Origin of the sequence: Flavobacterium ranwuense (assembly GCF_004349315.1) — a bacterium.
Lineage (GTDB): Bacteria > Bacteroidota > Bacteroidia > Flavobacteriales > Flavobacteriaceae > Flavobacterium > Flavobacterium ranwuense.
Genome location: NZ_SMLH01000004.1, coordinates 352,031 through 376,284 on the forward strand (window position 1 = coordinate 352,031; position 24,254 = coordinate 376,284).

At 34.0% G+C, this 24,254-nt stretch carries 16 protein-coding genes; 8 read left to right on the plus strand and 8 right to left on the minus strand.

What is annotated here, in order from left to right; genetic code table 11:
- Positions 1-103: 103 nt before the first annotated feature.
- The gene (locus E0I61_RS09775; RefSeq protein ID WP_132071085.1) at positions 104-340 is read right to left on the minus strand and encodes a hypothetical protein; all 237 of its coding nucleotides are present in this window, start codon (positions 338-340) and stop codon (positions 104-106) included.
- 1,086 nt (positions 341-1,426) lie between these two features.
- Here E0I61_RS09775 and E0I61_RS09785 point away from each other — a divergent pair.
- Both E0I61_RS09785 and E0I61_RS09790 read left to right on the plus strand, forming a co-directional pair.
- Positions 1,427-2,620 (plus strand): hypothetical protein, encoded by a 1,194-nt coding sequence (locus tag E0I61_RS09785; RefSeq protein ID WP_132071087.1) that lies wholly within the window; start codon positions 1,427-1,429, stop codon positions 2,618-2,620.
- Between the two features lie 9 nt (positions 2,621-2,629).
- Positions 2,630-4,045: a hypothetical protein gene (locus E0I61_RS09790; RefSeq protein ID WP_132071089.1), complete on the plus strand. Its 1,416-nt coding sequence runs from the start codon at positions 2,630-2,632 to the stop codon at positions 4,043-4,045.
- Between the two features lie 505 nt (positions 4,046-4,550).
- On the opposite strand, the gene E0I61_RS09795 is transcribed toward E0I61_RS09790, so the two are convergent.
- The 3 genes from E0I61_RS09795 to gldJ all read right to left on the minus strand — a co-directional run bounded on the left by E0I61_RS09795 (position 4,551) and on the right by gldJ (position 8,763).
- Complete coding sequence (locus tag E0I61_RS09795) at positions 4,551-5,306, minus strand: NUDIX hydrolase (RefSeq protein ID WP_132071091.1); 756 nt, start codon at positions 5,304-5,306, stop codon at positions 4,551-4,553.
- A gap of 420 nt (positions 5,307-5,726) precedes the next feature.
- Positions 5,727-7,013, minus strand: coding sequence for a UDP-N-acetylmuramoyl-tripeptide--D-alanyl-D-alanine ligase (locus tag E0I61_RS09800; RefSeq protein ID WP_132071093.1), 1,287 nt, complete (start codon positions 7,011-7,013; stop codon positions 5,727-5,729).
- 64 nt (positions 7,014-7,077) lie between these two features.
- Positions 7,078-8,763 (minus strand): gliding motility lipoprotein GldJ, encoded by a 1,686-nt coding sequence (gene gldJ, locus E0I61_RS09805; RefSeq protein WP_132071095.1) that lies wholly within the window; start codon positions 8,761-8,763, stop codon positions 7,078-7,080.
- A gap of 207 nt (positions 8,764-8,970) precedes the next feature.
- On the opposite strand from gldJ, the gene porU reads away from it, so the two are divergent.
- The 5 genes from porU to E0I61_RS09830 all read left to right on the plus strand — a co-directional run bounded on the left by porU (position 8,971) and on the right by E0I61_RS09830 (position 17,424).
- A complete protein-coding gene (gene porU, locus E0I61_RS09810) occupies positions 8,971-12,801 on the plus strand; it encodes a type IX secretion system sortase PorU (protein WP_132071097.1) in 3,831 nt (1,276 codons plus the stop codon).
- Positions 12,802-12,840: 39 nt separating this feature from the next.
- Positions 12,841-14,040, plus strand: a complete 1,200-nt coding sequence (gene porV, locus E0I61_RS09815; protein WP_132071099.1) for a type IX secretion system outer membrane channel protein PorV — start codon at positions 12,841-12,843, stop codon at positions 14,038-14,040.
- A 53-nt stretch (positions 14,041-14,093) separates the two neighbouring features.
- The gene (cdd, locus tag E0I61_RS09820) at positions 14,094-14,609 is read left to right on the plus strand and encodes a cytidine deaminase (protein WP_394346062.1); all 516 of its coding nucleotides are present in this window, start codon (positions 14,094-14,096) and stop codon (positions 14,607-14,609) included.
- Positions 14,610-14,765: 156 nt separating this feature from the next.
- Positions 14,766-15,764: a pyruvate dehydrogenase (acetyl-transferring) E1 component subunit alpha gene (gene pdhA / locus E0I61_RS09825; protein ID WP_132071101.1), complete on the plus strand. Its 999-nt coding sequence runs from the start codon at positions 14,766-14,768 to the stop codon at positions 15,762-15,764.
- Between the two features lie 7 nt (positions 15,765-15,771).
- Positions 15,772-17,424, plus strand: a complete 1,653-nt coding sequence (locus E0I61_RS09830) for a pyruvate dehydrogenase complex dihydrolipoamide acetyltransferase (RefSeq protein WP_132071103.1) — start codon at positions 15,772-15,774, stop codon at positions 17,422-17,424.
- A 56-nt stretch (positions 17,425-17,480) separates the two neighbouring features.
- Here the strand turns inward: E0I61_RS09830 and E0I61_RS09835 are convergent, their stop codons facing one another.
- Positions 17,481-18,722, minus strand: coding sequence for a glycosyltransferase (locus E0I61_RS09835; protein WP_132071105.1), 1,242 nt, complete (start codon positions 18,720-18,722; stop codon positions 17,481-17,483).
- Positions 18,723-18,833: 111 nt separating this feature from the next.
- Here E0I61_RS09835 and miaE point away from each other — a divergent pair, with 111 nt between their 5' ends.
- Positions 18,834-19,415, plus strand: coding sequence for a tRNA-(ms[2]io[6]A)-hydroxylase (gene miaE / locus E0I61_RS09840; RefSeq protein ID WP_131996069.1), 582 nt, complete (start codon positions 18,834-18,836; stop codon positions 19,413-19,415).
- 76 nt (positions 19,416-19,491) lie between these two features.
- Here the strand turns inward: miaE and E0I61_RS09845 are convergent, their stop codons facing one another.
- The 3 genes from E0I61_RS09845 to E0I61_RS09855 form a co-directional block, all read right to left on the minus strand.
- Positions 19,492-21,357, minus strand: a complete 1,866-nt coding sequence (locus E0I61_RS09845; RefSeq protein WP_132071107.1) for an OmpA family protein — start codon at positions 21,355-21,357, stop codon at positions 19,492-19,494.
- A gap of 19 nt (positions 21,358-21,376) precedes the next feature.
- Entirely contained in the window at positions 21,377-22,294 is a 918-nt protein-coding gene (locus tag E0I61_RS09850; protein ID WP_131996075.1) for a PorP/SprF family type IX secretion system membrane protein, read from the minus strand.
- A gap of 61 nt (positions 22,295-22,355) precedes the next feature.
- A partial coding sequence (locus tag E0I61_RS09855) for a gliding motility-associated C-terminal domain-containing protein (RefSeq protein WP_132071108.1) occupies positions 22,356-24,254 on the minus strand: 1,899 nt, incomplete at its 5' end.

The following is a 24,254-nucleotide window of genomic DNA, read 5'->3' on the forward strand; positions in this document are numbered from 1 at the left end:
TCCCATTTGTTTCTTAAAATTATCATATTCTCGCTCACTTTTTTATCTAATATTTTAGCATAATGCTGCGTAGTCTGTATGTTTTTATGCCCAAGCATTTTGCTTACGGTTTCAATTGATTTCGCATACGTTCGATTTCTGCCCGCTGCTGTTTTGCTTTTTCATTATACGTCTTTTGCCTTCTTTCGAAAGTGACTTGTTTCAGGTGAAGTTCTTTGTTTATTCGAGCAAGTTTTTTTTCCAAGACCAAAGTCTCATTATGATTATAATTGTACATAATTAATAACACTGCAATGATGATCAAAGAAAAAACAAGTTTTAATTGGTGTTGTTTTAGCATTTCAATTATTTTTAATAACAAACGGTAAGAGTTTAAAATGTTCTTTTGGGAAAATTTCCAGACTAAGATAAATGCACTACAATTTACAAAAAAACTATTCCATATCAACTTATATTTGTATTCTAGATATTTATGAAGTACTTTTTAGCAGGTAATTTGAAAATTGTCTTTTAATTACCTGAATTGAGATGTCTATTTCAAACTAATTGATACCAAACAACATTAAGGATGTAATCACTTTTCAAAAGCCATTCAAATTGTTCTAAATTTTGGTATTTATTCGGGCAGAGCCAGTGGTAAAAAAAGCATTCACAGGATCGTAAGGGCATAGTTCTTTTTCTGGTGACAATAAACAGTATGGAGCATAAGTTAAAAATTTAATATTGCAAAAGATAATTTCCTTCAAACAAACACTTTAATTTCTTTAATGGAACAAAATTTTAATAATAATTTCCATTCCAAAGTGGGAATTTCAGGAATAAATAGTAAATTTGCTTTCAATCAGAAGGATTATAACGTTCTTTAAAATTCAATAAGTTTCATGCAGGGTCTTTTTAAGATATTGGAAATAAAAGATGATAATTGTGGCACTTTCGTGGCACTCTTATTCTCAAAGAAAAAATAAGTAAGCGTTTACGTGGGTTTCGTCCAATAGGTTCGAACCCCTCATCGCCCACAAGTTTAATAACAAATGATTTCAAAAGCCGATAAATCCTAAGATTTATCGGCTTTTTTCTTTTGGACATACTTCAAAATTATTCATTCAATCTTATGGATCAAGTTCAAAAAGATTGGATAATCTGAATAAGAAAAGATCTATTTTGCTCAAACCCATAAAACGACTTCTAAAAGCTTTTATTTTAGCATTAAAAGATTCTGGTGATGATTAGTACTTCGATATTAAAATAGTTTAGTATTGATTAGTAATTAAAAGTTATTGTATTGAGAAGAATACTGAAGTTTTTAAACCCGGATTCTTCAACTTTAAACTATTCAAGAAGTAAAACTTCTTAAAAATTTAAGAATCACTTTTTTATAAGAAATTTTTTGTTATTTTTGAACAAATTTTCAAAAACAAAAAATACTATGAAATTAAATTACCTACTAGGATTTGTATTTTTTTTGTCGCTGTTTGCAAAGGCAAATGCGCAAAGCATTTCTTCAGAAGTTGTAGAATACCAACTTTTAAGAGAACCAAAGATTATGATTGAAAATGGTTCTCGACAATATTCAGTTGCTGTTACTTCACCTTATAATTTAACTAGCGATGAAGTTTATGCTCAATCAAAGGTTGATTTTCAAAATGAATTAGACAACTTTGATAAAAAAGCTGCAAATAGTGAAAAAGAGTTTCAACAGAAGCTAGTAGATTACGACAGTGATGTTGCAAAAGCAAAAGAAAAATACAAATTAGAATCTGAAGAATTTAAAAAATTAACCTTATTAGAGCGTTTAACCTTGACAGATAAAGGACAAAACCCTAGACTTAGAATTCCAAACAGACCAATTTATGTAGCGCCAACAAAACCGGTTTACCAAGAACCAAATCTTCAAGATTATGTTATTATAGACAATAATGTATTGGTCTCACAGGTAAATATTGATGGATTTACCAAAGACGGAAATTATTTGACTATTACATTAGATATCAAAAAAACAAACTTTCAAGACAATTCCGGGCAAACTTATGCCAACCAACCTACAACGCTGATTGTAAAACAAAATGGACAGGAAAAGATAAACAAAACCTTTTTTCAGGAATATAAGTACATTAGCTCATCACCTACAAACAACATCAATAAACCTCGTGAAGAACAACAGCATTTGAAAAAAGTAATCGCTTTTATAAATGAGTATTTAAATGAAACATTTGCTTTCAAGACTATAAGATACAGTGTAAGACTTCAGAGTGTTAAAAACAAAGGACAATACGACGATTTAGAAAAAGCAGATATTTATGTTTCGACTAATTTGAAAAAATTAAACCCTACAAATCCACAAATTAACGCTGCTGCCTTTACGGGAATGCAAAAAGGAATTGATATTTGGAGAGAAACGCTTGCAAAGGTTAATTATAAAGATTCCAAAGCTGATTTTAATCCTAAAATTGGCAAGTTTATTTATTTTAATTTAATGAATTTGAATCTGGCATTAGATAAAAAAGCAGAAGCAGAAAAGGTTTTAAACGAGATGCAGGAAAATTTAATCTACATGAAGTTGAACTCAACTGAAGAAACGGAGTTAAAAGCTATCGAAAACCAAATCTATAAAACTACCTAAAAACAAAATATGAAAACTAAAATAGTAGCGATCTTTTTTTTATTGATAAGTATTTCCGGATTTAGTCAGATTAAAAGAGAATTAGGAACCAAATTTGACTATAACGGAAAAGATGAAAAAGATCTTAAAGTAGTTTTAGTAGACAACTACAATCATTATATGTTTTCGGTAATTAATATTGATGGTGGTATGATGCCTACGAACAAATTAATTATTAGAAAATTTGATCAAAAAAATCAATTAGTAGATACTTTCACGGAAGAATTTCCGCATAAAGATGTTTTTACATTACACAATTATCTTGGAAGTTTTGAAATAGGAAATGAGAAACTGGTAGTTGTAACAGATACTTATTCGAACAAAACAAAAAAGAAAGAATTACACAAAATTACTTTTGATAAAAAAACAGGCACATTTGACACCACATTGATAAGTGAACACACTTTTGAAAGTTTATCAAAATCAGGAACTGCTTACGCAATGGTTTCACAAAACAAAAATTATATAGGTGTTGTTTACAGTAAATTTGCTAATAAAAAAGTTGCCGAAGAACACGAATGTGCAGTTATTGATGGCAGAACAGGAGATTTACTTTGGCAAAAAAATGTTTCTTTCCCTTTACTATCGTTTACTGACAATGTTGTTTTGAACGACAGCGGGAAATTTATTTTTGTTAGAACTACTAAAGAAACAGGATCTAAAAACGTGCTGGCTATTGCGGACGGAAACACAATCGAGAATAAAGATTTTGGAACTGAAGATGTTAAGATAAAAAAACCGCTTTCGTTTTCAGTGGGACCAAATGACTATTTGTTGGCATTTGATACTTATGCTCATGGTGTGAATCGCGGAGAGTATGGAAAAATTCTTATGTACGATGTAAATGCCGGAAAGGTATTGAAAAACAATTTTTTAGAGAATTTTAATCAAATTAAAGATTTAAATAAAGTGAATTTCAATACATTGTTTGTACAAAATGATGAAATTTATGTATTTGTAGATTGTGACTTTCAAAGTGGAACAAAACCAGATCCTACTTTTCCAAATTCTACATTTAAGGTGCCTGAATATTCTAATGGTTACCCTAGTTTGTTAATATTTACAATGGATGGAGAATTAAAAAGAAGTGTAGACTATAAAGTACTATCATTTAAAGAAGGTAATAAATCAATTGGGGTGCAAAACATTAAAGGCAATTTTTATCTAAATACCTATGTGAAAGGTCTAAACCATTATTATAACGGAATTTATCAACTAAATAATGGATCTATTGATCAAAACATTAAAAGATTGAGCCTGGATGAAGATGGAACAGTAATTACACAATTTGGGAATTACTTACCAGAAGCTAAAAGGTTAATTTTGGCAGAATCATACGGTGATACAAAAATGGCCTTTATCAATGTTACAGGTATACAACTATAGAATAAAAGTAGCTTAAGAAGTAATTTATTTTGAATCATATAAAGGCACTTGTTTATAGCAAGTGCCTTTATATATTTTATTACAGGTGTATGAAAACTGGGAGTATGAAAAAAGCTTCTTTAATTCTTTAATATTAAATACAAATCAACAACTTAGTAGTTTCGCCTGCACCATAAGTTTTGAAGCCTGCAATATAAAGTTCGTCAAGCGAAGTTCCAGACATTAAATTAATTATTTTTCGGATCTGTTTTTGAGAAATTTCGTAAAGTGCACTTATATTTTTATTTATTAAAATGATGTTTAAGGAAAGTAATTCACAACTGAAATGGCAGGAATGGCACTATATGAAATGTTGGGTAGTATAAGCTATAAATACGAATTTATTAAGTTTTTAAATAACCGAATGACGTATCGGACTATTGTTAACTCCATTTGAGACGAGACTCGAGTTCATGGCTTTATCATTATTCATACTAAAGTGATTTACATGATTTACTATTTTAAATTACCAACCTTGAGTCAATCCGTTCTTAACAACTTCTTCGTATTTTTCTTTATCGAAACTGTATAAATTTGGGGCTTTATGGGCTACATTACTTTTCTTCTCGTCCAGTTTGGTTAAAATCCCGATTGCCGTAATTTTGCGAAGAAAATTTCTTCGATCCAGCATTCTGCCTAATATGGTTTCATATAGTTTTTGTATTTCCGGGATGGTAAATTTTTCAGGAAGTAAATTATATCCTACCGGCACTAAATTCAATTCCATACGCAGGGTTTCCAATGCTTTGTCCAGAATTTGCTTGTGATCTAAAATCAATTCCGGCACCGCATTATGGTCAATCCATTCCACAGTTTCATTGTTCCCTTTAGGTTGCGGAATCGTTTTTAAAAAATCAACTAAAGCATAATAACCAACTGTTACAAAACGGCTGGCAAACCATTTTCCTTTGTCTAAAGGTATTCCGTAAAAGTCCAGAATACTATTACTAAAATTAACATCACATCTTCTAGCAGCTCCAAATGTAGAAAACTGCCTTAGGAAAATCCCTTTTAGTCCTGTTCTACCATGCAAAACAGTAACCGCAGCCTGATCAATATCTTCGTTTACAGATACAAAACCCCCAGGCAAAGCCCATTTATCACTGTACTTTGTTTTTATCAATAACACTTTAAGCTGATTGTCATGAAATCCGAAAATCACACAATCTATTGACAAACCCGGCTGATAGCTTTCCTTGTTATCTAAAATGGCTTTTAACATGCGATCTATCTAGTAATTAAATTATACTTTTTGAAAGACGCAATTTAGTTCATTTTTTTAAGAAAATAAAGGAGCATACAATTTAAAAAATTATTGTTTTTTACTTTCAGTTTAAAACAAAAAAGATTTGGGCAAAGAAACAAATCCATTCGATGAGAATCTTTGCACCTGGTAATTTGCTCTCTAAAGCCAATTTTTTGCAACATTTGCTTTAAAAAAATCATTCCGCTCTAAGGCCTAATCTCTTTACTGGCAAAGGATATGTCGAATTCCATAACACTGATTTTTCTAATGCTACGCATTAGGTTTTAAACTACAATTTAATGATTTTTTTTCTAATGCAAAATTTGGGTTTAAGAAAACCAAAAAAAGCCATCATAATAATTCATGATGGCTTTTTTATTTATAAGCTACTTGTCTTTATGAAAGGAAATCCAAGGTTCGCTCCAATGCCATTCCTCTGGAACCTTTTATCAAAATAGTACTATTATTGAATTCAGCCGTTGGTAAATCATTCGAAAAATCTTCAAATGTATTGTAGAACCAGAAGTTGCTTTTTCCAAGTTTATTAGCATAAAATGCCGAACCAATAAAATAACATTTCACTTTATCTTCATTCGAAAGCATGTCAACAATTGCTTTATGTTCTTGCTCACTTTCCTGTCCCAACTCAAACATATCTCCCAAAATCATACCCTTATTTGAACCCTCTAACTGCAGGAAATTTTCAATAGCTACTGCCATACTGCTCGGATTTGCATTATAAGCGTCCAGAATAATTTGGTTAGTTCCTTTTGTCAATAACTGCGACCTGTTATTTTCAGGCACATAGCTCTCTAAAGCCTCTTTTATAGCAATATCATCAATGCTAAAATACTTTCCTATAGTGAGTGCTGCATTGATGTTATTAGCATTATACAAACCTATTAAATGGGTTGAAATGGTTAGATTCGAATAATCTATTACTACAAATGGATTTGCTTTAACAGATGCAATATTTACATCCGCATTTGTTTTATTTAAACCAAAAGAATACGCTTTTAACGACATTGATTTCTCAACTTGAATCGGGTCTTCTAAGTTTATGAAAACAAGCTTATCATTTGCTAAAAGGTATTGATACATTTCACTTTTCCCTTCAATAACTCCTTCAACGCCACCAAAACCTTCCAAATGTGCTTTTCCAAAATTAGTGATATAACCATAATCCGGCTTTGCTAATTCACATAGAAATTCAATTTCTTTTTTGTGATTCGCCCCCATCTCAACTATTCCTATTTCTGTTTCTGAAGTAAACGAAAGCAATGTCAATGGCACACCAATGTGATTGTTTAGGTTTCCTACAGTCGCTTTTGTTTTATACTTTCTGGAAAGAACAACATGAATTAGTTCTTTCGTAGTTGTTTTCCCATTACTTCCCGTAAGCGCAATTATAGGTAGTTTCAAATACTCCCGATGAAATTTAGCCAGTTTCTGCAAGGCTATTAAACTGTCATCAACTAAGATGGTTCTTTGATCAATAAAATAAGATTCATCATCAATTATCACATAAGAAGCACCTTTATCTAATGCTTCCTTCGCAAATGTATTCGCATCAAAACGTTCCCCTTTTATGGCAACAAATAAGGAGTTTAGCTCAATCTTGCGGGTGTCTATCGAAACCGATTTACATTTTAAAAATAAACTATGAATGTAATTAATATCCATTTGAAACGATTTAAAAAAATAAAAGCCCTAATCAAAGGGCTTTTATTTTTATTTTATAAAAAATTTAATTTCTAGCTGATTTTTTCTTGTCGGCTTTAGGACCAACTCGAGACATAGCACATCTAAAACCAATGTAGTCTGTAGCCATATCCTGCGGAAAATATCTTCTTTGCGCTGGATCTAACCAATACGCTCTATCTCTCCAAGAACCACCTTTATAAACTCTAACTTCATCATTTATCAAAGTTGTTCTCTTGCTTGATTTATCATATTTTCTAACCATTTTGCCTAAGCTATCAGTTGTAACATTGTGTTTAGGAGAATTATACATGATTTTCTCCTCTTTTTCTTTTTCAGTATCAGCTTCTGAAGATCCAAAATTATAGTATCTGGTAGATTGTTTATCACCATCTCTGTAATTGACATTATCACTTTTGTCAAAATTTTGTCTCAAATACGTTTCTTTTTCATCAACAGGAACTTGAGCAATCTGACCTGGATATCTTCTGGCAACTATTTTACCATTACTTAAAGTGTCAAATTTCATATTGGTTGCAGTAATAATTTCAACTTTACCGTCAGCTCCAATTTTATTTTTAGTATATTGATTTCCTCTGAAATAATTAAAATCATTTCCTTCGTTATCAATTATAGGTCTGTAAACATCTTGCACCCATTCGGCAACATTTCCAGCCATATCATACAAACCAAAATCATTTGCAGGATATTTTTTTACTTCATTTGTAATATCAGCACCATCATCAGACCAACCTGCAATTCCACCGTAATCTCCATTACCTTGTTTGAAATTGGCCAATTGATCTCCTTTACTTTGTCTTTTCCCAGAGCGAGTGTAACCACCAGACCAAGGGTATTTTTTCTGACCTTTATAGATATTGTATTCTCTTTGTCCTACATCAGCAGCAGCTGCATATTCCCATTCTGCTTCCGTTGGAAGTCTGTATTCAGGAAGAAGAATACCCGAAGAACGTTGTGCATAAACATTTTTAGGCTCAATTACTTTACCATCTTTTCCAGCTTTAGGAGTTTTTCTACCTCCATTTTTTCCTTTTAATACAATCTCTTCATTTCCTCCGTATGCCAAAGTAGGTGAATTTAAATACGTTTCTGTATCAAAATTACTCTCAGCAGTAACATCTAAAGTTTTCGCATTCTTTTTAAGATATCCGTTTTTTTCCAAAAGCGCTTCATTTACACGTTGTGTTCTCCAGTTACTGAATTCAACTGCTTGAATCCAATTTACTCCAACAACAGGATATTCTGCATAAGAAGGATGTCTTAAATAATTATTAGTCATCGTTTCGTTATAACCCAATCTATTTCTCCAAACTAATGTATCAGGTGAGGCTCCCTCATATATATTTTTATAATTTTCTTCAGTTGGCGGGTAAACACTTTTCAACCAATCTAAGTAATCTAAATACATTGAGTTAGTAACTTCAGTTTCATCCATGTAAAAAGATTGAACGTGTTGTTGTGTTGGGGTATTATTCCAATCATGCATAACGTCATCTGCTACTTTTCCCATAGTAAATGTACCACCTTCAACAAAAACCAAACCTGGCCCTGCTTGTTGTTTTTTACTTGAACCAGCTTTTTTGCTGTCCATATTCCAACCCGTTGCTCTTGAGGTATTTTTGGAGCTGGACTTCTTGCTGCAACTGGAAAAACCAATAACTAACATGATCGATATCAACAATCGTAAGCCCATAATTTTGTTTGCTTTCATACTCTTTAGTAGGTAATAATTTAAGTGACGCAATATAATAATTAACCATTAATCAACATCAAACTTTCCAATAATTTTCGCTGGTGTAATTTTAACAATAAATTATATATCAGAACGCAAATTTATAATATTTATTATTTAAATCACACGAAATGGTTTATTTTTACTGATAAATAATAACTCACTATTAATCCCGTTAAAAAAACAATGAGAAAAATACTTCTGGTTTATTTGAGCCTAATTCCTTTTGTTTCTTTTGCTCAAATTAAAGATGACATAACCATTGAATGGATAGAAAAAAAAGAAATGTCCTATGGAGATTACAAAGTTATTATTCCGCAATTTACAGGAAATAATTTCCATTATGATGCTTCGCAAAAAACACTGTTTTATACTTTAAAAATAAAAGAACCAGTCACTTTCAACGAAGGGAAAGTCACAATCACAAATGTAATTTACGAAGCAATCACAACTGCTCAACTGGGTGATTTAGCTCCCGAAAACATTCCTAAAACAATAAATGCATCCCTGAAAACAAACATTTCAAGAGACATCAGAGAAGCTTTTATTAATCTGTCACCCATAATTAAGGACGATTTCGGATTTAAACGTATCAAATCTTTTTCTTATCAGGTAGAAAACAATACTGCCCGTATTTCACAATCCAGTAAAAGCACAAATAGCATTGTTAATTCTGTTTTAGCAACGGGCAACTGGTATCAATTTTATATTGAAAAATCCGGTGTATATAAAATTACCAAAAGTTTTTTACAACAGCTAGGATTAGACGTAAGCACAATAGATCCCCGAAAAATAAAAATATATGGTAATGGTGGGCGAATGCTTCCGCTATCAAACAGTTTTTTCTATCCAAATGACGTATCCGAAAACGCAATTCAAATCAACGGTGAAGCTGACGGCATTTTCAACAATGAAGACTATATTCTTTTTTATGCCGAAGGAGTTGACACTTGGAATCCCGAAAGTCTGACCTTTACTAATTTGTACGATACAAAATCCTATTATTACATTACTATTCAAGGTGCTGATGGAAAAAGAATCAATCCTATGGCCCAACCTTCCGGGAGCAGTACTTTAACCGTAACTTCTTTTGACGATCATCAATACCACGAAGCAGACCTTATTAATATAGCGCGATTGGGTCGTCAATGGTTTGGCGAATCATTTGAAGTCAAAGACGAGCAGGAATTCGACTTTAATTTTCCGAATTTTGATGCTTCAACTCCTGTAAAACTGATGTTAACTGCTGCTTCCGCTGCATTTACTCCAACTTCTTTGAATGTGGCTGCGAATGGTACTCCTGTTCGAACTATTTCTTTTCCTGCTTTAAACAACAATTCCGGAACTGAGTTTTATTTAGGTTTTTTGCCAAACAACACCAACTTCAATGGTGCTGAAAATATAAAAATAAAACTGAAATACAACAACAATGGTGTTCCGGGTTCCAAAGGTTTTCTTGACAACATAAGGCTTATCGCCAAGCGAAAACTACAAGGTTATGGAAAACAGTTTCATTTTCAATACGATCAATCTAATTCTACTCTTGGGATTGTAAATTATAGCATTTCAAACACAACAAGTATTCCTCAAATTTGGGATGTTACTGACATTTACAATGCAACCAAAATCGAGAACTCAAATCAGAGCACATTAAATTTTAAAGCAAACTTAGGAGAACTCCGAAAATACATTGCTTTAGACGCTTCGGATTATTATACCCCTTTAAAAGGTACCAAATCTAAAATTGCGAATCAAAATCTAAAAGGAACATTATTTAAAAACGGACAAGGTCAATTTCAAGACATCGATTACGTGATTATCACACCATCTTTTTTAGCCACACAAGCCGAAAAATTAGCTACTTTTCATCGCACCCAATCCAATTTAAATGTAAAAGTTATTCCTTTAGAGTCCATCTATCAAGAATTTTCTTCTGGAAAACAAGATGTTGCAGCAATACGAAATTGCATTAAATACATCTATGACAATGCTTCCACGCCTGAAAAAAGAATGAAATTTGTCAATCTTTTTGGCGATGCTTCTTTTGATTTTAAAAATAGAATCTCAAACAACACTAATGTTGTACCCATTTACCATGCCTTAAACAGCAGCACAACAGGCGAATCATCCTTTGCCTCCGATGATTTTTTTGGATTAATGGATCCCTCAGAAGGAAATGTTGTGTCGTTTTTTGGAGGAATCGATATTGCTGTAGGAAGAATGCTGGTCAATGACACTAAGCAAGCGGATGAAATGGTAAACAAAGTAATAGAATACCACGATTTAAAATCATACGGGAGTTGGAGAAATAATTTCGTCCTGATTTGTGATGATTCAGATAAATCTTCGGATGCAAGTTTGCAAAACAGACAAAATAATCTAGCCGATGTCATTGCCTCTGCCAAACCCTTTTTGAATGTCAATAAAATAATACTAGATTCCTACGTTCAAGAAGCATCAGCAGGAGGCTCCAGATATCCCAAAGCTCGAACAGATTTCTTTAATGCTTTCGAAAAAGGAGCTTTGGTATTTAATTATTTAGGGCATGGCGGTGAGGATGGCTTATCAAGTGAACGGATTTGGGAAAAATCAGATGGGCAAAACTTAAGTAATCAATACAAGTATCCATTATTCATAACTATTACTTGTGAATTCTCCCGTTTTGACAATCCGTTTAGACCAACCGCCGGAGAATATACGTATTGGAACCCAAAAGGCGGAGCAATTGCAATGATTACCACCATTCGATCCATTGGACAATTCAGTGCTGAAAACTTCAACGACACTTTAACGCAACATTTATTATCCTACAATTCGAATCAATATACTTCAATTGCAGAAGCGCTGAGGATTTCAAAAAACAGCAATCCAAATTCAGCCACCAATGTTGTTTTTTATATCGGAGATCCCGCATTAATGCTTGCCATACCAAAACCAAAAATTAGATTGACAAAAGTAAATGACATTCCCGTTACCCAGCCCATTGACGACTTCAAATCATTGGCAAAAATGAAACTGACGGGAGAAGTTACTGATGAAAACAACAATCCGCTAACAAACTATAACGGAGAGGTTTCCACTACTATTTTTGACAAAACAATTTCAAGAACAACTTATAATAATGACGGAAACAGTCCAGCTATCAATTTCAATGTTTTAGGAGAGACAATATTCAGAGGGAATGCATCAGTCACTAATGGTCAATTTGAATTTAGTTTTGTTGTCCCAAGAGACATCAGAGTCCCATTGGCCAACGGAAGAATTAGTTTTTATGCCAAAAAAAATCAATTATTACAGAACGAAACCGGGTATGATTCCAATATAAAAATAGGAGGAATAAATGAAAATGCAATCGCAGACAATATTAGTCCAAGAGTTAAGTTATATATGAATGACGAGACTTTTGTTTCCGGCGGAACAACCAATGAATCCCCATTTTTTGTTGCACTGCTTGAAGATGAAAACGGAATAAATACGGCAAGCGGAATAGGTCATGATATTATTGCTGTTCTTGATGGAGATGTAAGCAATCCCTTTGTTCTAAATGATTATTATCAAACAACGTTAGATGATTTTACAAGTGGACTACTTCGGTTTCCGTTGCGCAATTTAGCTCCTGGATTACACACTATAACATTCAAAGCGTGGGATGTATACAACAACCCGATAACCGCCGAGATTCAGTTTATTGTTGTAGGTGACGAAACGATAACATTGACACATGTGTTGAATTATCCTAATCCGTTCGTTAATTATACTGAATTTTGGTTTACACACAACAGACCATTTGAACCTCTGGACGTTCAGGTTCAAGTAATGACAATAACGGGAAAAGTGGTTTGGACGAAAAATCAAATTATCACAACTGAAGGATTTTTATCAAAAGAAATCACTTGGGATGGCAAAGATGATTTTGGAGATAAAATAGGAAAAGGCGTTTATGTTTACAAGCTAACCGTCAAATCAAGCGTAACAAGTACGAAAACTGAAAAATTTGAAAAACTTGTTATACTTTAATAAAATACTATATTTGTTTAACAAAAATTTCCTGTAATAATGAAAAAAACAACATTACTTTTTATCTTTTTATTTGTAATTTCTTTCATAAAAGCACAAGATAGAGTTATAAATCCGGGGGTTCCCTTTTTATTAGTCGCAGCAGATGCAAGAGCAGCAGGTATGGCAGACGTAGGAGTTGCAACATCAGCGGATGCTTTTTCCCAGCAATGGAATCCGGCTAAATATGCTTTTGCAACATACCAAAAAGGATTTTCTGTAAGCTACACACCTTACCTTACTGATTTAGTAAATGACATATCATTAGGGCAATTGACCTACTATCAAAAACTGAATGAAAGAAGTGCATTTGCGGGAAGCCTTCGCTATTTTGGATTGGGTGAAATCGAATTGCGTGAAAATGCAAATGACGAACCTAGATTTGTTTCTCCAAACGAGTTTGCCATTGACGGTTCGTATTCCTTAAAATTAAGCGAAAAATTCTCTATGGCTATTGCGGGAAGATTTATAAATTCCAATCTAAAAGTAGCCTCCGAAAACAATGATGCTTCTTCTGCAAGTACATTTGCTGTTGATGTGGCCGGTTTTTACCAATCTGAAGAAATAGCGTACAACGAATTCAACGGAAGATGGAGAGCGGGATTTAACATTCAAAATTTAGGTCCAAAAATCAGTTATGACAATGATGATTTTAATAATAACTTTCTACCCGCTAATTTAAAAATAGGAACTGGTTTTGATTTTATTTTAGACGACTATAATAAGGTGGCCGTGAATGTTGAATTTAATAAATTATTAGTTCCAACCCCTCAAATTCCTGTCCCTCAGCCGGCAACTGATTTAAATGGAGATGGGGATACCCTCGATCCAGGAGAACCTGCTAATGACGGAACGGCTAAAGCAAATAATGATTACCGCGCTATTGGATGGACCTCTGGAGTTTTCAAATCATTTGGTGATGCTCCTGATGGATTCAGCGAAGAATTAAAAGAAGTTACGTATGCTGTAGGTGCCGAATATTTGTATCAAGATTCCTTTGCAATGCGTTTGGGTTACTTTCACGAAAGTCCTGTAAAAGGAGCTCGACAGTTTTTCTCGCTTGGAGCAGGCTTCAAATACAATGTAGTCAAAGTAGATGTTTCTTATTTATTCTCGGCATCAAAAGTAAAAAACCCTTTAGAAAACACGCTGCGTTTTTCACTTACCTTCAATTTTGGAGATAAATATGACGAATATTAAACTTAAATAAAATCCACAAATAACAATCCAAATTTCAATCCCGAAGCATCGGGATGAAGTTTGGATTTTTTTTCCTTAAAAAAAACATGAAAGAAATAACAATTACCACTCAATTCAAAGTATTCGATTCCATTCAGGATTTACCAAATGACATTCAGGACTTAATGACTCAAGCCGTTGAAGTCCGAAAAAATGCTTACGCACCTTATTCAAAATTCAGAGTTGGAGTTGCACTTGTTTTAGACAACGGTAAAATTGTAGTAGGTTCAAACCAAGAAAATGCAGCCTATCCTTCGGGACTTTGTGCGGAACGTGTCGCTATATTTTATGCCGGGGCAGTCTATCCAGAAGCCAAAATTTTGAAAATGGCAATTACCGCTGCTTCGGATACGAACCAAACTACAGCTCCAATTCCTCCTTGTGGCTCTTGCAGACAATCCATAGCAGAATACGAAATCCGACAAGAGACCCCAATTGAAATCTATTTCATGGGAGAAATTGGCGCTATTTACAAGTCGGAATCCCTAAAAAATTTGCTTCCATTTATGTTCGATAAAAAATTCCTGTAAAAATTCCAAAAATTGCCTATTAAATTTTAGTTCTTACTTGGAATGTCTTATTTTTGCATCCCGACCCTTCGGGGCGCAAATTTGTGGGAGGAAACTATTTTGCGTTATAGGTACAAATTGATAATACAATAACACTTTAGCAAAAGAAAAATTCAGATGAAAGAAGTTACAAAAGAAGTATATTTAAAGTGGTATGAAGATATGCTGCTTTGGAGAAAGTTTGAGGACAAACTTGCAGCATTATACATCCAACAAAAAGTTAGAGGTTTTCTACATTTATACAATGGTCAAGAAGCAGTATTAGCTGGTGCATTGCACGCAATGGACTTGACAAAAGACAAAATGATTACTGCTTACAGAAATCACGTTCAACCAATAGGAATGGGAGTTGATCCTAGACGCGTGATGGCGGAACTTTTAGGAAAAGTTACCGGAACTTCAAAAGGTATGGGTGGTTCCATGCACATCTTTTCAAAAGAGCACCGTTTTTATGGTGGACACGGAATTGTAGGAGGACAAATTCCTGTAGGTGCTGGATTAGCTTTTGCCGATAAATATTTTGAAACAGGTGGTGTTACTATGACCTATTTTGGTGATGGTGCAGCACGTCAAGGATCTTTACATGAAGCTTTTAATATGGCGATGTTATGGAAACTTCCAGTCGTATTTATTGTTGAAAACAATGGTTATGCAATGGGAACTTCTGTAGAAAGAACAGCCAATCATACTGATATTTGGAAATTAGGTTTAGGATATGAAATGCCTTGTGGACCAGTTGACGGAATGAACCCAATAAAAGTTGCCGAAGCAATGACAGAAGCTATTGACAGAGCACGTCGTGGTGATGGCCCAACTTTTCTTGAAATGAAAACATACCGCTACAGAGGACACTCTATGTCGGATGCACAATTATACCGTTCGAAAGAAGAAGTAGAAGAATACAAAAAAATTGATCCAATTACACAAGTTTTGGATGTGATTCTAGATCAAAAATATGCAACCGAAGAAGAGATTGAAACAATCGATCAAAGGGTAAAAGATTTAGTGGAAGAATGTGTGAAATTCGCTGAAGAATCTCCTTACCCGGAAATTCAACAACTATACGACGTAGTATACGACCAAGAAAACTATCCATTTTTACCTCATAAATTATAAATCAATTATGGCAACAATAATTACAATGCCTCGTTTGAGCGATACGATGACGGAAGGAACGGTAGCGACTTGGCTAAAAAAAGTAGGTGATAAAGTAAGTGAAGGTGATATCCTTGCAGAAATTGAAACTGACAAAGCAACAATGGAATTTGAGTCTTTCAACGAAGGAACACTTTTACACATAGGAATCCCTGCAGGTGAAACTGCACCGGTTGACTCTTTATTAGCAATTATAGGAAAAGAAGGCGAGGATATTTCGGCATTACTAGCAGGAAAATCAGCTGATGCAGCTCCAGCTAAAGAAGAAATAAAAGTTACTGAAGAAACAGCAACTACTCCCGAAGTTACAAAAGCTGCAGCACCTGCAACAGCTTCATTACCAAAAGGAGTTGTAGTTATCACCATGCCTCGTTTAAGCGACACCATGACTGAAGGAACTGTTGCTACTTGGTTGAAAAAAGTAGGTGATGCAGTTGCCGAAGGAGACATTCTTGCCGAAATCGAAACAGACAAAGCAACAATGGAATTCGAATCTTTCAACGAAGGAACTTTATTATACGTAGGAATCCAAGAAGGCAATACTGCACCCGTTGATAGCCTTTTGGCAATCATTGGACCTGCAGGAACCGATATTAGCGGAATTGCTGAAAACTATAAAACTGGCGGAGCGCCACAAGTAGCTCCTGCAGTAGCAGAAGAAAAAGAAGTTGCTCCAACAGAAAAAGCTACTGAACCAATTGTTCAAGAACCATCAACTGACGGGCAAAGAATTTTGGCTTCGCCATTAGCAAAGAAAATTGCTAGTGACAAAGGAATTCAGCTAACACAAGTAAAAGGTTCTGGTGAAAACGGACGTATTGTGAAAAGCGATATCGAAAATTTCACACCACAAACTGCTGCTACTCCAGCGCCGACAACTTCAGCACCAGCAAAAACAGAAACTGTAGCTGCTGCAAAACCATTTGTTCCGGCAGGAGAAGTTTTCACAGAAGAAATAAAGAATTCGCAAATGCGAAAAATCATCGCAAAACGCTTAGCAGAATCTTTATTCACTGCACCACATTACAACTTAGTAATAGAAGTAACTATGGATGAGGCAATGAAATCAAGAGCTATTATTAACAGCGTTCCGGATACAAAAGTATCATTCAACGATATGGTAATAAAGGCTTGCGCAATGGCTTTGAAAAAACATCCTAAAATAAATTCTCAATGGAGAGAAGATTCAATTCTTATCAACCATCATGTGAATATTGGAGTTGCTGTAGCGGTTGAAGACGGATTAGTGGTTCCTGTATTACGTTTTACAGATGCTATGAGTTTATCTCAAATTGGCGGAAGCGTTAGAGATCTTGCAGGAAGAGCTAAAAACAAAAAATTATTACCTACAGAGATGGAAGGAAGTACTTTTACAGTTTCTAATCTTGGAATGTTTGGTATTACAGAATTCAACTCTATTATCAATCAACCTAATTCTGCTATTCTATCCGTAGGAGCTATTGTAGAAAAACCGGTTGTAAAAAATGGTCAGATTGTAGTAGGAAATACGATGATGTTATCTTTAGCTTGTGACCATAGAACAATTGATGGCGCAACTGGAGCTCAATTTTTACAAACATTGAAACAATTTATAGAAAACCCAGTTACGATGCTTGCGTAATAACTCGGTTTTTAAAATAGTAATCCCGTCTTGTTTATAAAACTTGACGGGATTTTTTATTTATTCTTCTCCTCAATCCAACGAGACATATATTTGGTGCTTTTTAAAGTATGATGTTGTAACATGGCGCCCATAAAATTATTCAGTCGATGTTGCTGTAAATTAGAGCGTAAAAATGCTGTTTTTTTTCTAAAGTCAACCTCAAATAAACCTTTCGAATATCGTTGATTAATAATTGCAATTCCATTTTGTTGGGCTTTACCCCAAATTCTTTTGTCTTGATACAATCGTACTGCTTCTTCGGCAAAATCAGTTACAACATCCGTAATAAAACCATTCCAAGGCAAATCACCATGCATAGATTCAGAACCGATAGAAGTCGTAACACTTGGCGTTCCGCATTGCATGGCTTCCAATAATTTTCCTTTAATACCTGCACCAAAACGCAAAGGAGCCAAAACAACTCGTGCTTTTTTGACTACCTCTTGGGCATCAATTGCACGTCCCCTAATTAAAAAACCTTCTTTAACATTATGTAGCTGTAATACTTTTTGTGAAGGATATGCACCATAAATATTCAAAACAGCTTTTGGCGATTGTTTCTTAATTAATGGCCAAATCGTTTCTTTTAAATACTGAACGGCATTCCAATTGGGCTCATGAAGAAAATTTCCGATAAAAATAAAGTCTTTTCGATCTTCGAAAGAAGGCAACCTCTCGATTTCGGCATCCTCAATTGGCTCCAATAAAAAAGGCAAATAATACAATATGGCTTTATCTATTTTGAATACAAATTCTAATAATTCCATTTCAAATTCAGAAATCATCAGAGACAAATCACAACGCAAAATACTGGCAATTTCCCTTTTTGCTACCTCTTCAACAAACAAATCAGTTGCCTCAAAGGAACGGTTTTCTTTGGATGCTTTCTGGCGAGCCAATCGCAAACAATGCAAATCTTCAGTATCTAACAATCGTAACGCATCAGGACAATTCTCGGCAACGCGCCAACCAAATTGTTCTTCTATCATAAAACGGTCAAACAGAACAACTGAGGGATTCAGCTCTTTTATATAAACATCAAAACTGGAATCATTAAGGGCTATTGATTTTTTATCAACTCCGTGTTTGTCCAAATCAACCATAAAATCACTATTTTGTGCAGGACTGGCAAACGTAATGCTAAAACCTTGCGCTTTAAAAAGTGAAATCAGCTGCATCATCCTTCCTCCCGCTGCGGACGAATTAGGTTCCGGCCAAACAAAACCAATAATTAAAAGCTTTTGAACTTGATTCATACTATTATAAAATTTCAATTGCAAAATAATGCTATTTTGACTTCAATACCGTCATTTGAACCAAAAATAGATTAGAAAACACTAATTTTGTACCAAATAAATTTCATTACCATGTTAGGATTAAAATTAGCCACAGACCCGCGTTGGGTGAATATAGTTGAATCGAATATAGAAGAAATCTTGACAGATCACGCTTGGTGTGAACAAAAGGCAGCCTCAAATGCGATAAGTTTAATCACTTACAATTCGGAATTAGAAGAATTAGTAACTGAAATGTTAATCATTGCAAAAGAAGAATTAGACCATTTGCAATTGGTACATAATTTAATAAAAAGCAAAGGATTGACTTTAGGCAGAGAAAGAAAGGATCATTATGTAAATGAACTTTTTAAATTCATGAAAAAAGACGGCAGCCGAAAAGATGCTCTTTGTGATCGATTGTTGTTTTCAGCTATGATTGAAGCAAGAAGTTGTGAACGCTTTAAAGTTTTATCAGAAAATATAAAAGATGTGGAACTGGCTACTTTTTACAGAGACCTTATGATTTCTGAAGCGGGACATTACACTACTTTTTTGGGTTTTGCGCGAAAATATGCTGATAATATAGATGTAGATAAACGTTGGAAGGAATGGATAGAATTTGAAACTTCTATTATCACTAACTATGGTAAACAAGAAACAATCCACGGTTAATTAAAAGAAATCATATTAAACAAAAAACAGGATGCTTAACGGCATCCTGTTTTTTATTATTTACAATCTAAGTAAATTATTTCACGATCATAAACTCAGATCGTCTGTTCAAGGCATGTTCCTCTTCGGTACAGTTTTCCTGACAATCCATTTTAAACTCTGATTCTCCAAAACCTTTTCCTGTTATTTTATCACCACTAATTCCTTTTGAAACTATATATGCTACAGTAGAATTTGCTCTTCTCTCAGAAAGATCTAAGTTAAATTTATCAGTGCCTCTGGAATCAGTATGTGCCTTAACATAAATTTTTAATTTATTATTTTGAGACATTATATAAACCAATTTATCAAGCTCTACAGCTCCTTTCTTAGTTATATTGCTTTTGTTGTATTCGAAATAAATAGGATTCAAAATAATTTCTGTTTCAGTAACTATCACTTCAATTGGATCAATTATTGCATCAACAGTAACTTTTCCTTCATTAATTTTAGTTATCGGAAAAGATTTCGAAATATAACCATCTTTAAAAACTTCTATGGTATATGGCTTTTGACATTCTACGTTATAAAGAACTTCGCCGTTCATATTAGACATTTGAGTATCTAAAACAGTTTTCGTTGCATCTAAAATAACAACTCTGGAATTAGCCAAAAGCTCTCCCGTTTTAGCATTTTTTACTACACTAAGAATTTGCCCTTTACATACTGGAATAGAACTATAAATATGATCTATACCACTACGATTACTGGATAAATACCCGATATTTTTTTCTTTATTAAATGTAAAAGCAAAATCATCTTTCTCAGTATTTACAGGTTTTCCAATGTTATACGGTTCACCATCTTTATTTAAATCTACAGAAAAAACATCTGAACTTCCAAAACCCGTCAAGCCGTTTGAAGAAAAATATAAAATAGCATCTTCAGTTACAAAAGGAAAATTCTCGTCACCGGCTGTGTTAATTTTATTTCCCAAATTTTCAGGTGTTCCAAATGTTCCGTCATTATTCACCGCTACTTTCCAAATATCAGTTCCTCCGACAGAACCTGACATATTGGAAGCAAAATAAAGCACTTTCCCATCTTTGTCTATGGATGGATTCCCCATAGAATAACTTTTACTGTTGAATGGCAGTGGAGTAATGGCTCCCCATTTACCATTTTCTTTAACTGCTTTGTAAAGATTCACTTGACCAAACTTCAGCTTGTGTGTTTTATCTTTCTCGAATAATTTATCTTTGAAGCTTTCACTAGAAAAGTAAACAACATTACCGTCTTTGGTCATTGTAACCGGACCTTCATGAAACCTACTATTTAATTCAGCTACAGGAATTGGCTCTGAATAACTCCCATCAGCATTATAAGTAGACTGATAAATATCTAAAAAGGGTTCGTTATTCCAACCATATATTTTGTTACTTTCATTTCTGGCACTTGCAAAATAAAGTATATCTCCATAAAGACTTGCCCCAAAATCAGATCTTTGAGAATTAACTGAAATTTTGTCTACAACAAAAAGCTTTTCTTTATTCAATAGCTCCGAAAGATAATTTGGATTTTTATTGAATTGTTTGGCTCTCTGATCATCAGGCACTAAAGCGGAAAATATTTTCATTTGGGCATTAGACTCCGTGTATTTCCCGTTAGATTTTAACATTTGAGCGTATCTAAAATGTGTTTCCGAATCTTGTTTTGTTTGTATCGCTTTGGCATACCATTTTTCGGCTTCTACGGTATTGCGCATATAATAATAACTATCACCTAGATGTTTAGTTACATAAGCATCTGCATTTCCTTTTTCAGCTAAGGCTAGATATCCTTCAGCAGCTTCAACATAATCGTAGCTTTCAAATAATTTATCTGCATTCTTAGTCTCTTTATTTTGGGCGCAAAGTGAGAAACCTGCTAGCACAAAAAACAGTATTAGTGTATTTTTTTTCATTAATTATAAAAATTAAATTTTAGAAAAATCTAGGAGAACGTGAAACTTTTTTCGATTCAAATAAATCATATAACAATATGAATTCATGTGAGGATGGGGAAGTTACTTTCAAATCTGAAATAATATGATCATAAGCATACCCAATTCTTAATTCAGGTGTGATAGCAAAATTGATCATCCCTCCAAAACTGTCTTCCAATCTATAGGTTACTCCAATCTCAAATTTTTCTTGATATAAAAAATTGGCAGAAACATCTAAGGATGGAGATACATTAAACGCCGATTTTAACATTAATGAAGGCTTGAATTTCAATTCATAATTAACATCAAAAACATAACCAGCTGTTAAAAAATAGTGAGATATATCTGAGCCATATTCACGTCCATTATAATCTAAATGAGCTGATTTAATCATATTTGGAATCGAAAAAGACACGTAATATTTGTCCGTGTAATAAAACAATCCTGATCCTAAATTAAATGATGTATCGTTGATGTCTTCTCCAAAAATACCTTCATTAGGATCCGGCAAACTGGATTGAATATCCCTGAGTCCAACTTTGTGAAAAGAAACTCCAGCTTTTAAACCAAAGGCCAATCTTTGCGTATCTCCTAATTTCAATGTATAAGAGAAGTCTCCAAATACATTTTGTTCTGTTACCGGTCCTATCTTATCAGATATAAATGATAAACCAACACCAACATTCTTGCCCGCAGGAGTATGACCTGCAAAAGTAAATGTAGCCGGTGAATCTTCAATATTTACCCATTGTTTTCTATATAAAAGACCAAAAGAAATGCTCTCATTAGAACCTGCATAGGCTGGATTAATAACATTCATATTATACATATATTGGGTATAATGTGGGTCTTGTTGCGCTTTTACATCCATATAGGCAATAAGAATTAAAAGAGACATCAATATTTTTTTGCTCATATCTATTTATTTTTCGGTTTATTGGTCTATTTGAAAATTTACAGACTAATAAATGTATTAATTACTGTTTTTCTCTGATTAAATAAATCCAACCTGTTTTTGGTTCTCCATTATTGGATTCTATGACATAATAATAGGTAGCGCTTGGAAGATCTTCTCCTTTGTCTGACTGACCTTTCCATTGATCCGTATAATTCGTCTGGCTGTAAACCTTAATACCATATCTATTAAATATTTCCAGTTTTTTGACATCCATCAATCTTAAATCAAAGAAGTCATTTGAACCGTTCCCATCAGGAGAAATTCCTTTTTGTATATTACAATAAATAGACTCAACAACTACATCACTTGATGTTTCACAACCTGTATTTGTAGAAGTTACAGTAAGCGTATATGTTACTGGAAACACTACTTGTCCGCTTGGAGTTGATGCTATCACATCAGTTACATTTAAGACATTTGAATTAGTTCCTACTGAATTTCCACCTTTATTATTCCATTGATAAGACACATTGTTTGGATCATATGATCCTGCTAGTGGATTTGCGGTTAGAGTATATTCTTTATTTTCACAATCACTTATAGTTTCAAATTGAATTTGTGGAGGAATAGCATTTATAGTTATTTCAGAACCTAGAGTTATACACGCAATACTATTTGTAAATCGCACACTCATTATATATTTCCCAGGAGCCAAATTATTAAAGACATTACTGTTTTGATAGCCACTACCTATGCTGTATTGAACGTTTGCTTGTGTACTAGTTGTAATACTCCCTGACGGCACCAAACAAGTTGGTTGTGTAACTTGAACCAAAGTTGGTATTGACGGCAATAAAGGAAGTGGATTAACAGTTACACTCGTTAGACTTTGTACTGAACATGTATTGTCAGCAATATTCCTCACATACAATGTGTAATTATTTGGAGCTAATCCCGAAAATGTATTTGAAGCTTGATAGGTTGTACCATTCAAGCTATACTCTACTCCAGATTGAGCAGCTATTACAATAGTCCCGGATGGTACGGAACATGTTGGATGAACCACGCTAGTCATTGTTGGAACTGCTGGAGGAGTTGGAATAGCATTAATAATTACAACTGATGCAGATGAATTTAAACAGCTGATGTCAGTTGTATTTCTTACATATAAGGTGTAATTACCTGGAACTAATGCATTGAAAGTATTTGAAGCCCGATACGTTATACCGTTTAAACTATACTCTACTCCAGGCTGTGTTGTTATTACAATACTTCCGGATTGCACAGCACATGTTGGCTGAACTACGCTAACTGCTGTTGGTGCTAGCACTACTTGAATAGGATTAATTGTTGTTGTTGATACCGAAGAAGTAACACAAGTAGTATCCGAAAGACTTCTTACATACAAAGTATAAGTAGTCCCCGGAGCTAATCCGCTGAATGTATTTGAAGCTTGATACGTTGTCCCATTTAAACTATACTCTACTCCTGTTTGTGTAGTTATTACGATACTTCCTGATGGTGCCCCACACGTAGGTTGAGTGACACTTGCTGTTGTTGGAACTACCGGAGGAGTTGGAATTGCATTAATGGTTATTGCCGATCCTGATGAAGTTATACAAGTATTATCGGCTGTATTTCTAACATATAATGTATAAGACCCCGGAGCTAATCCCGTGAACGTATTTGAAGCCTGATATGTTGTACCATTCAAACTGTACTCTACTGCAGTTTGTGTTGTTATTACGATACTTCCTGATGGTGTCCCGCAAGTAGGTTGAACAACGCTTGCAGTTGGAACTACTGGAGGAATTGGAATTGCATTAATTGTTATTGCAGACCCAGATGAAGTTACACAAGTATTATCGGCTGTATTTCTAACATACAATGTATAATCTCCTGGAACTAATCCGCTGAAAGTATTTGAAGCCTGATAGGTTGTACCATTCAAACTATACTCTACTCCTATTTGTGCAGT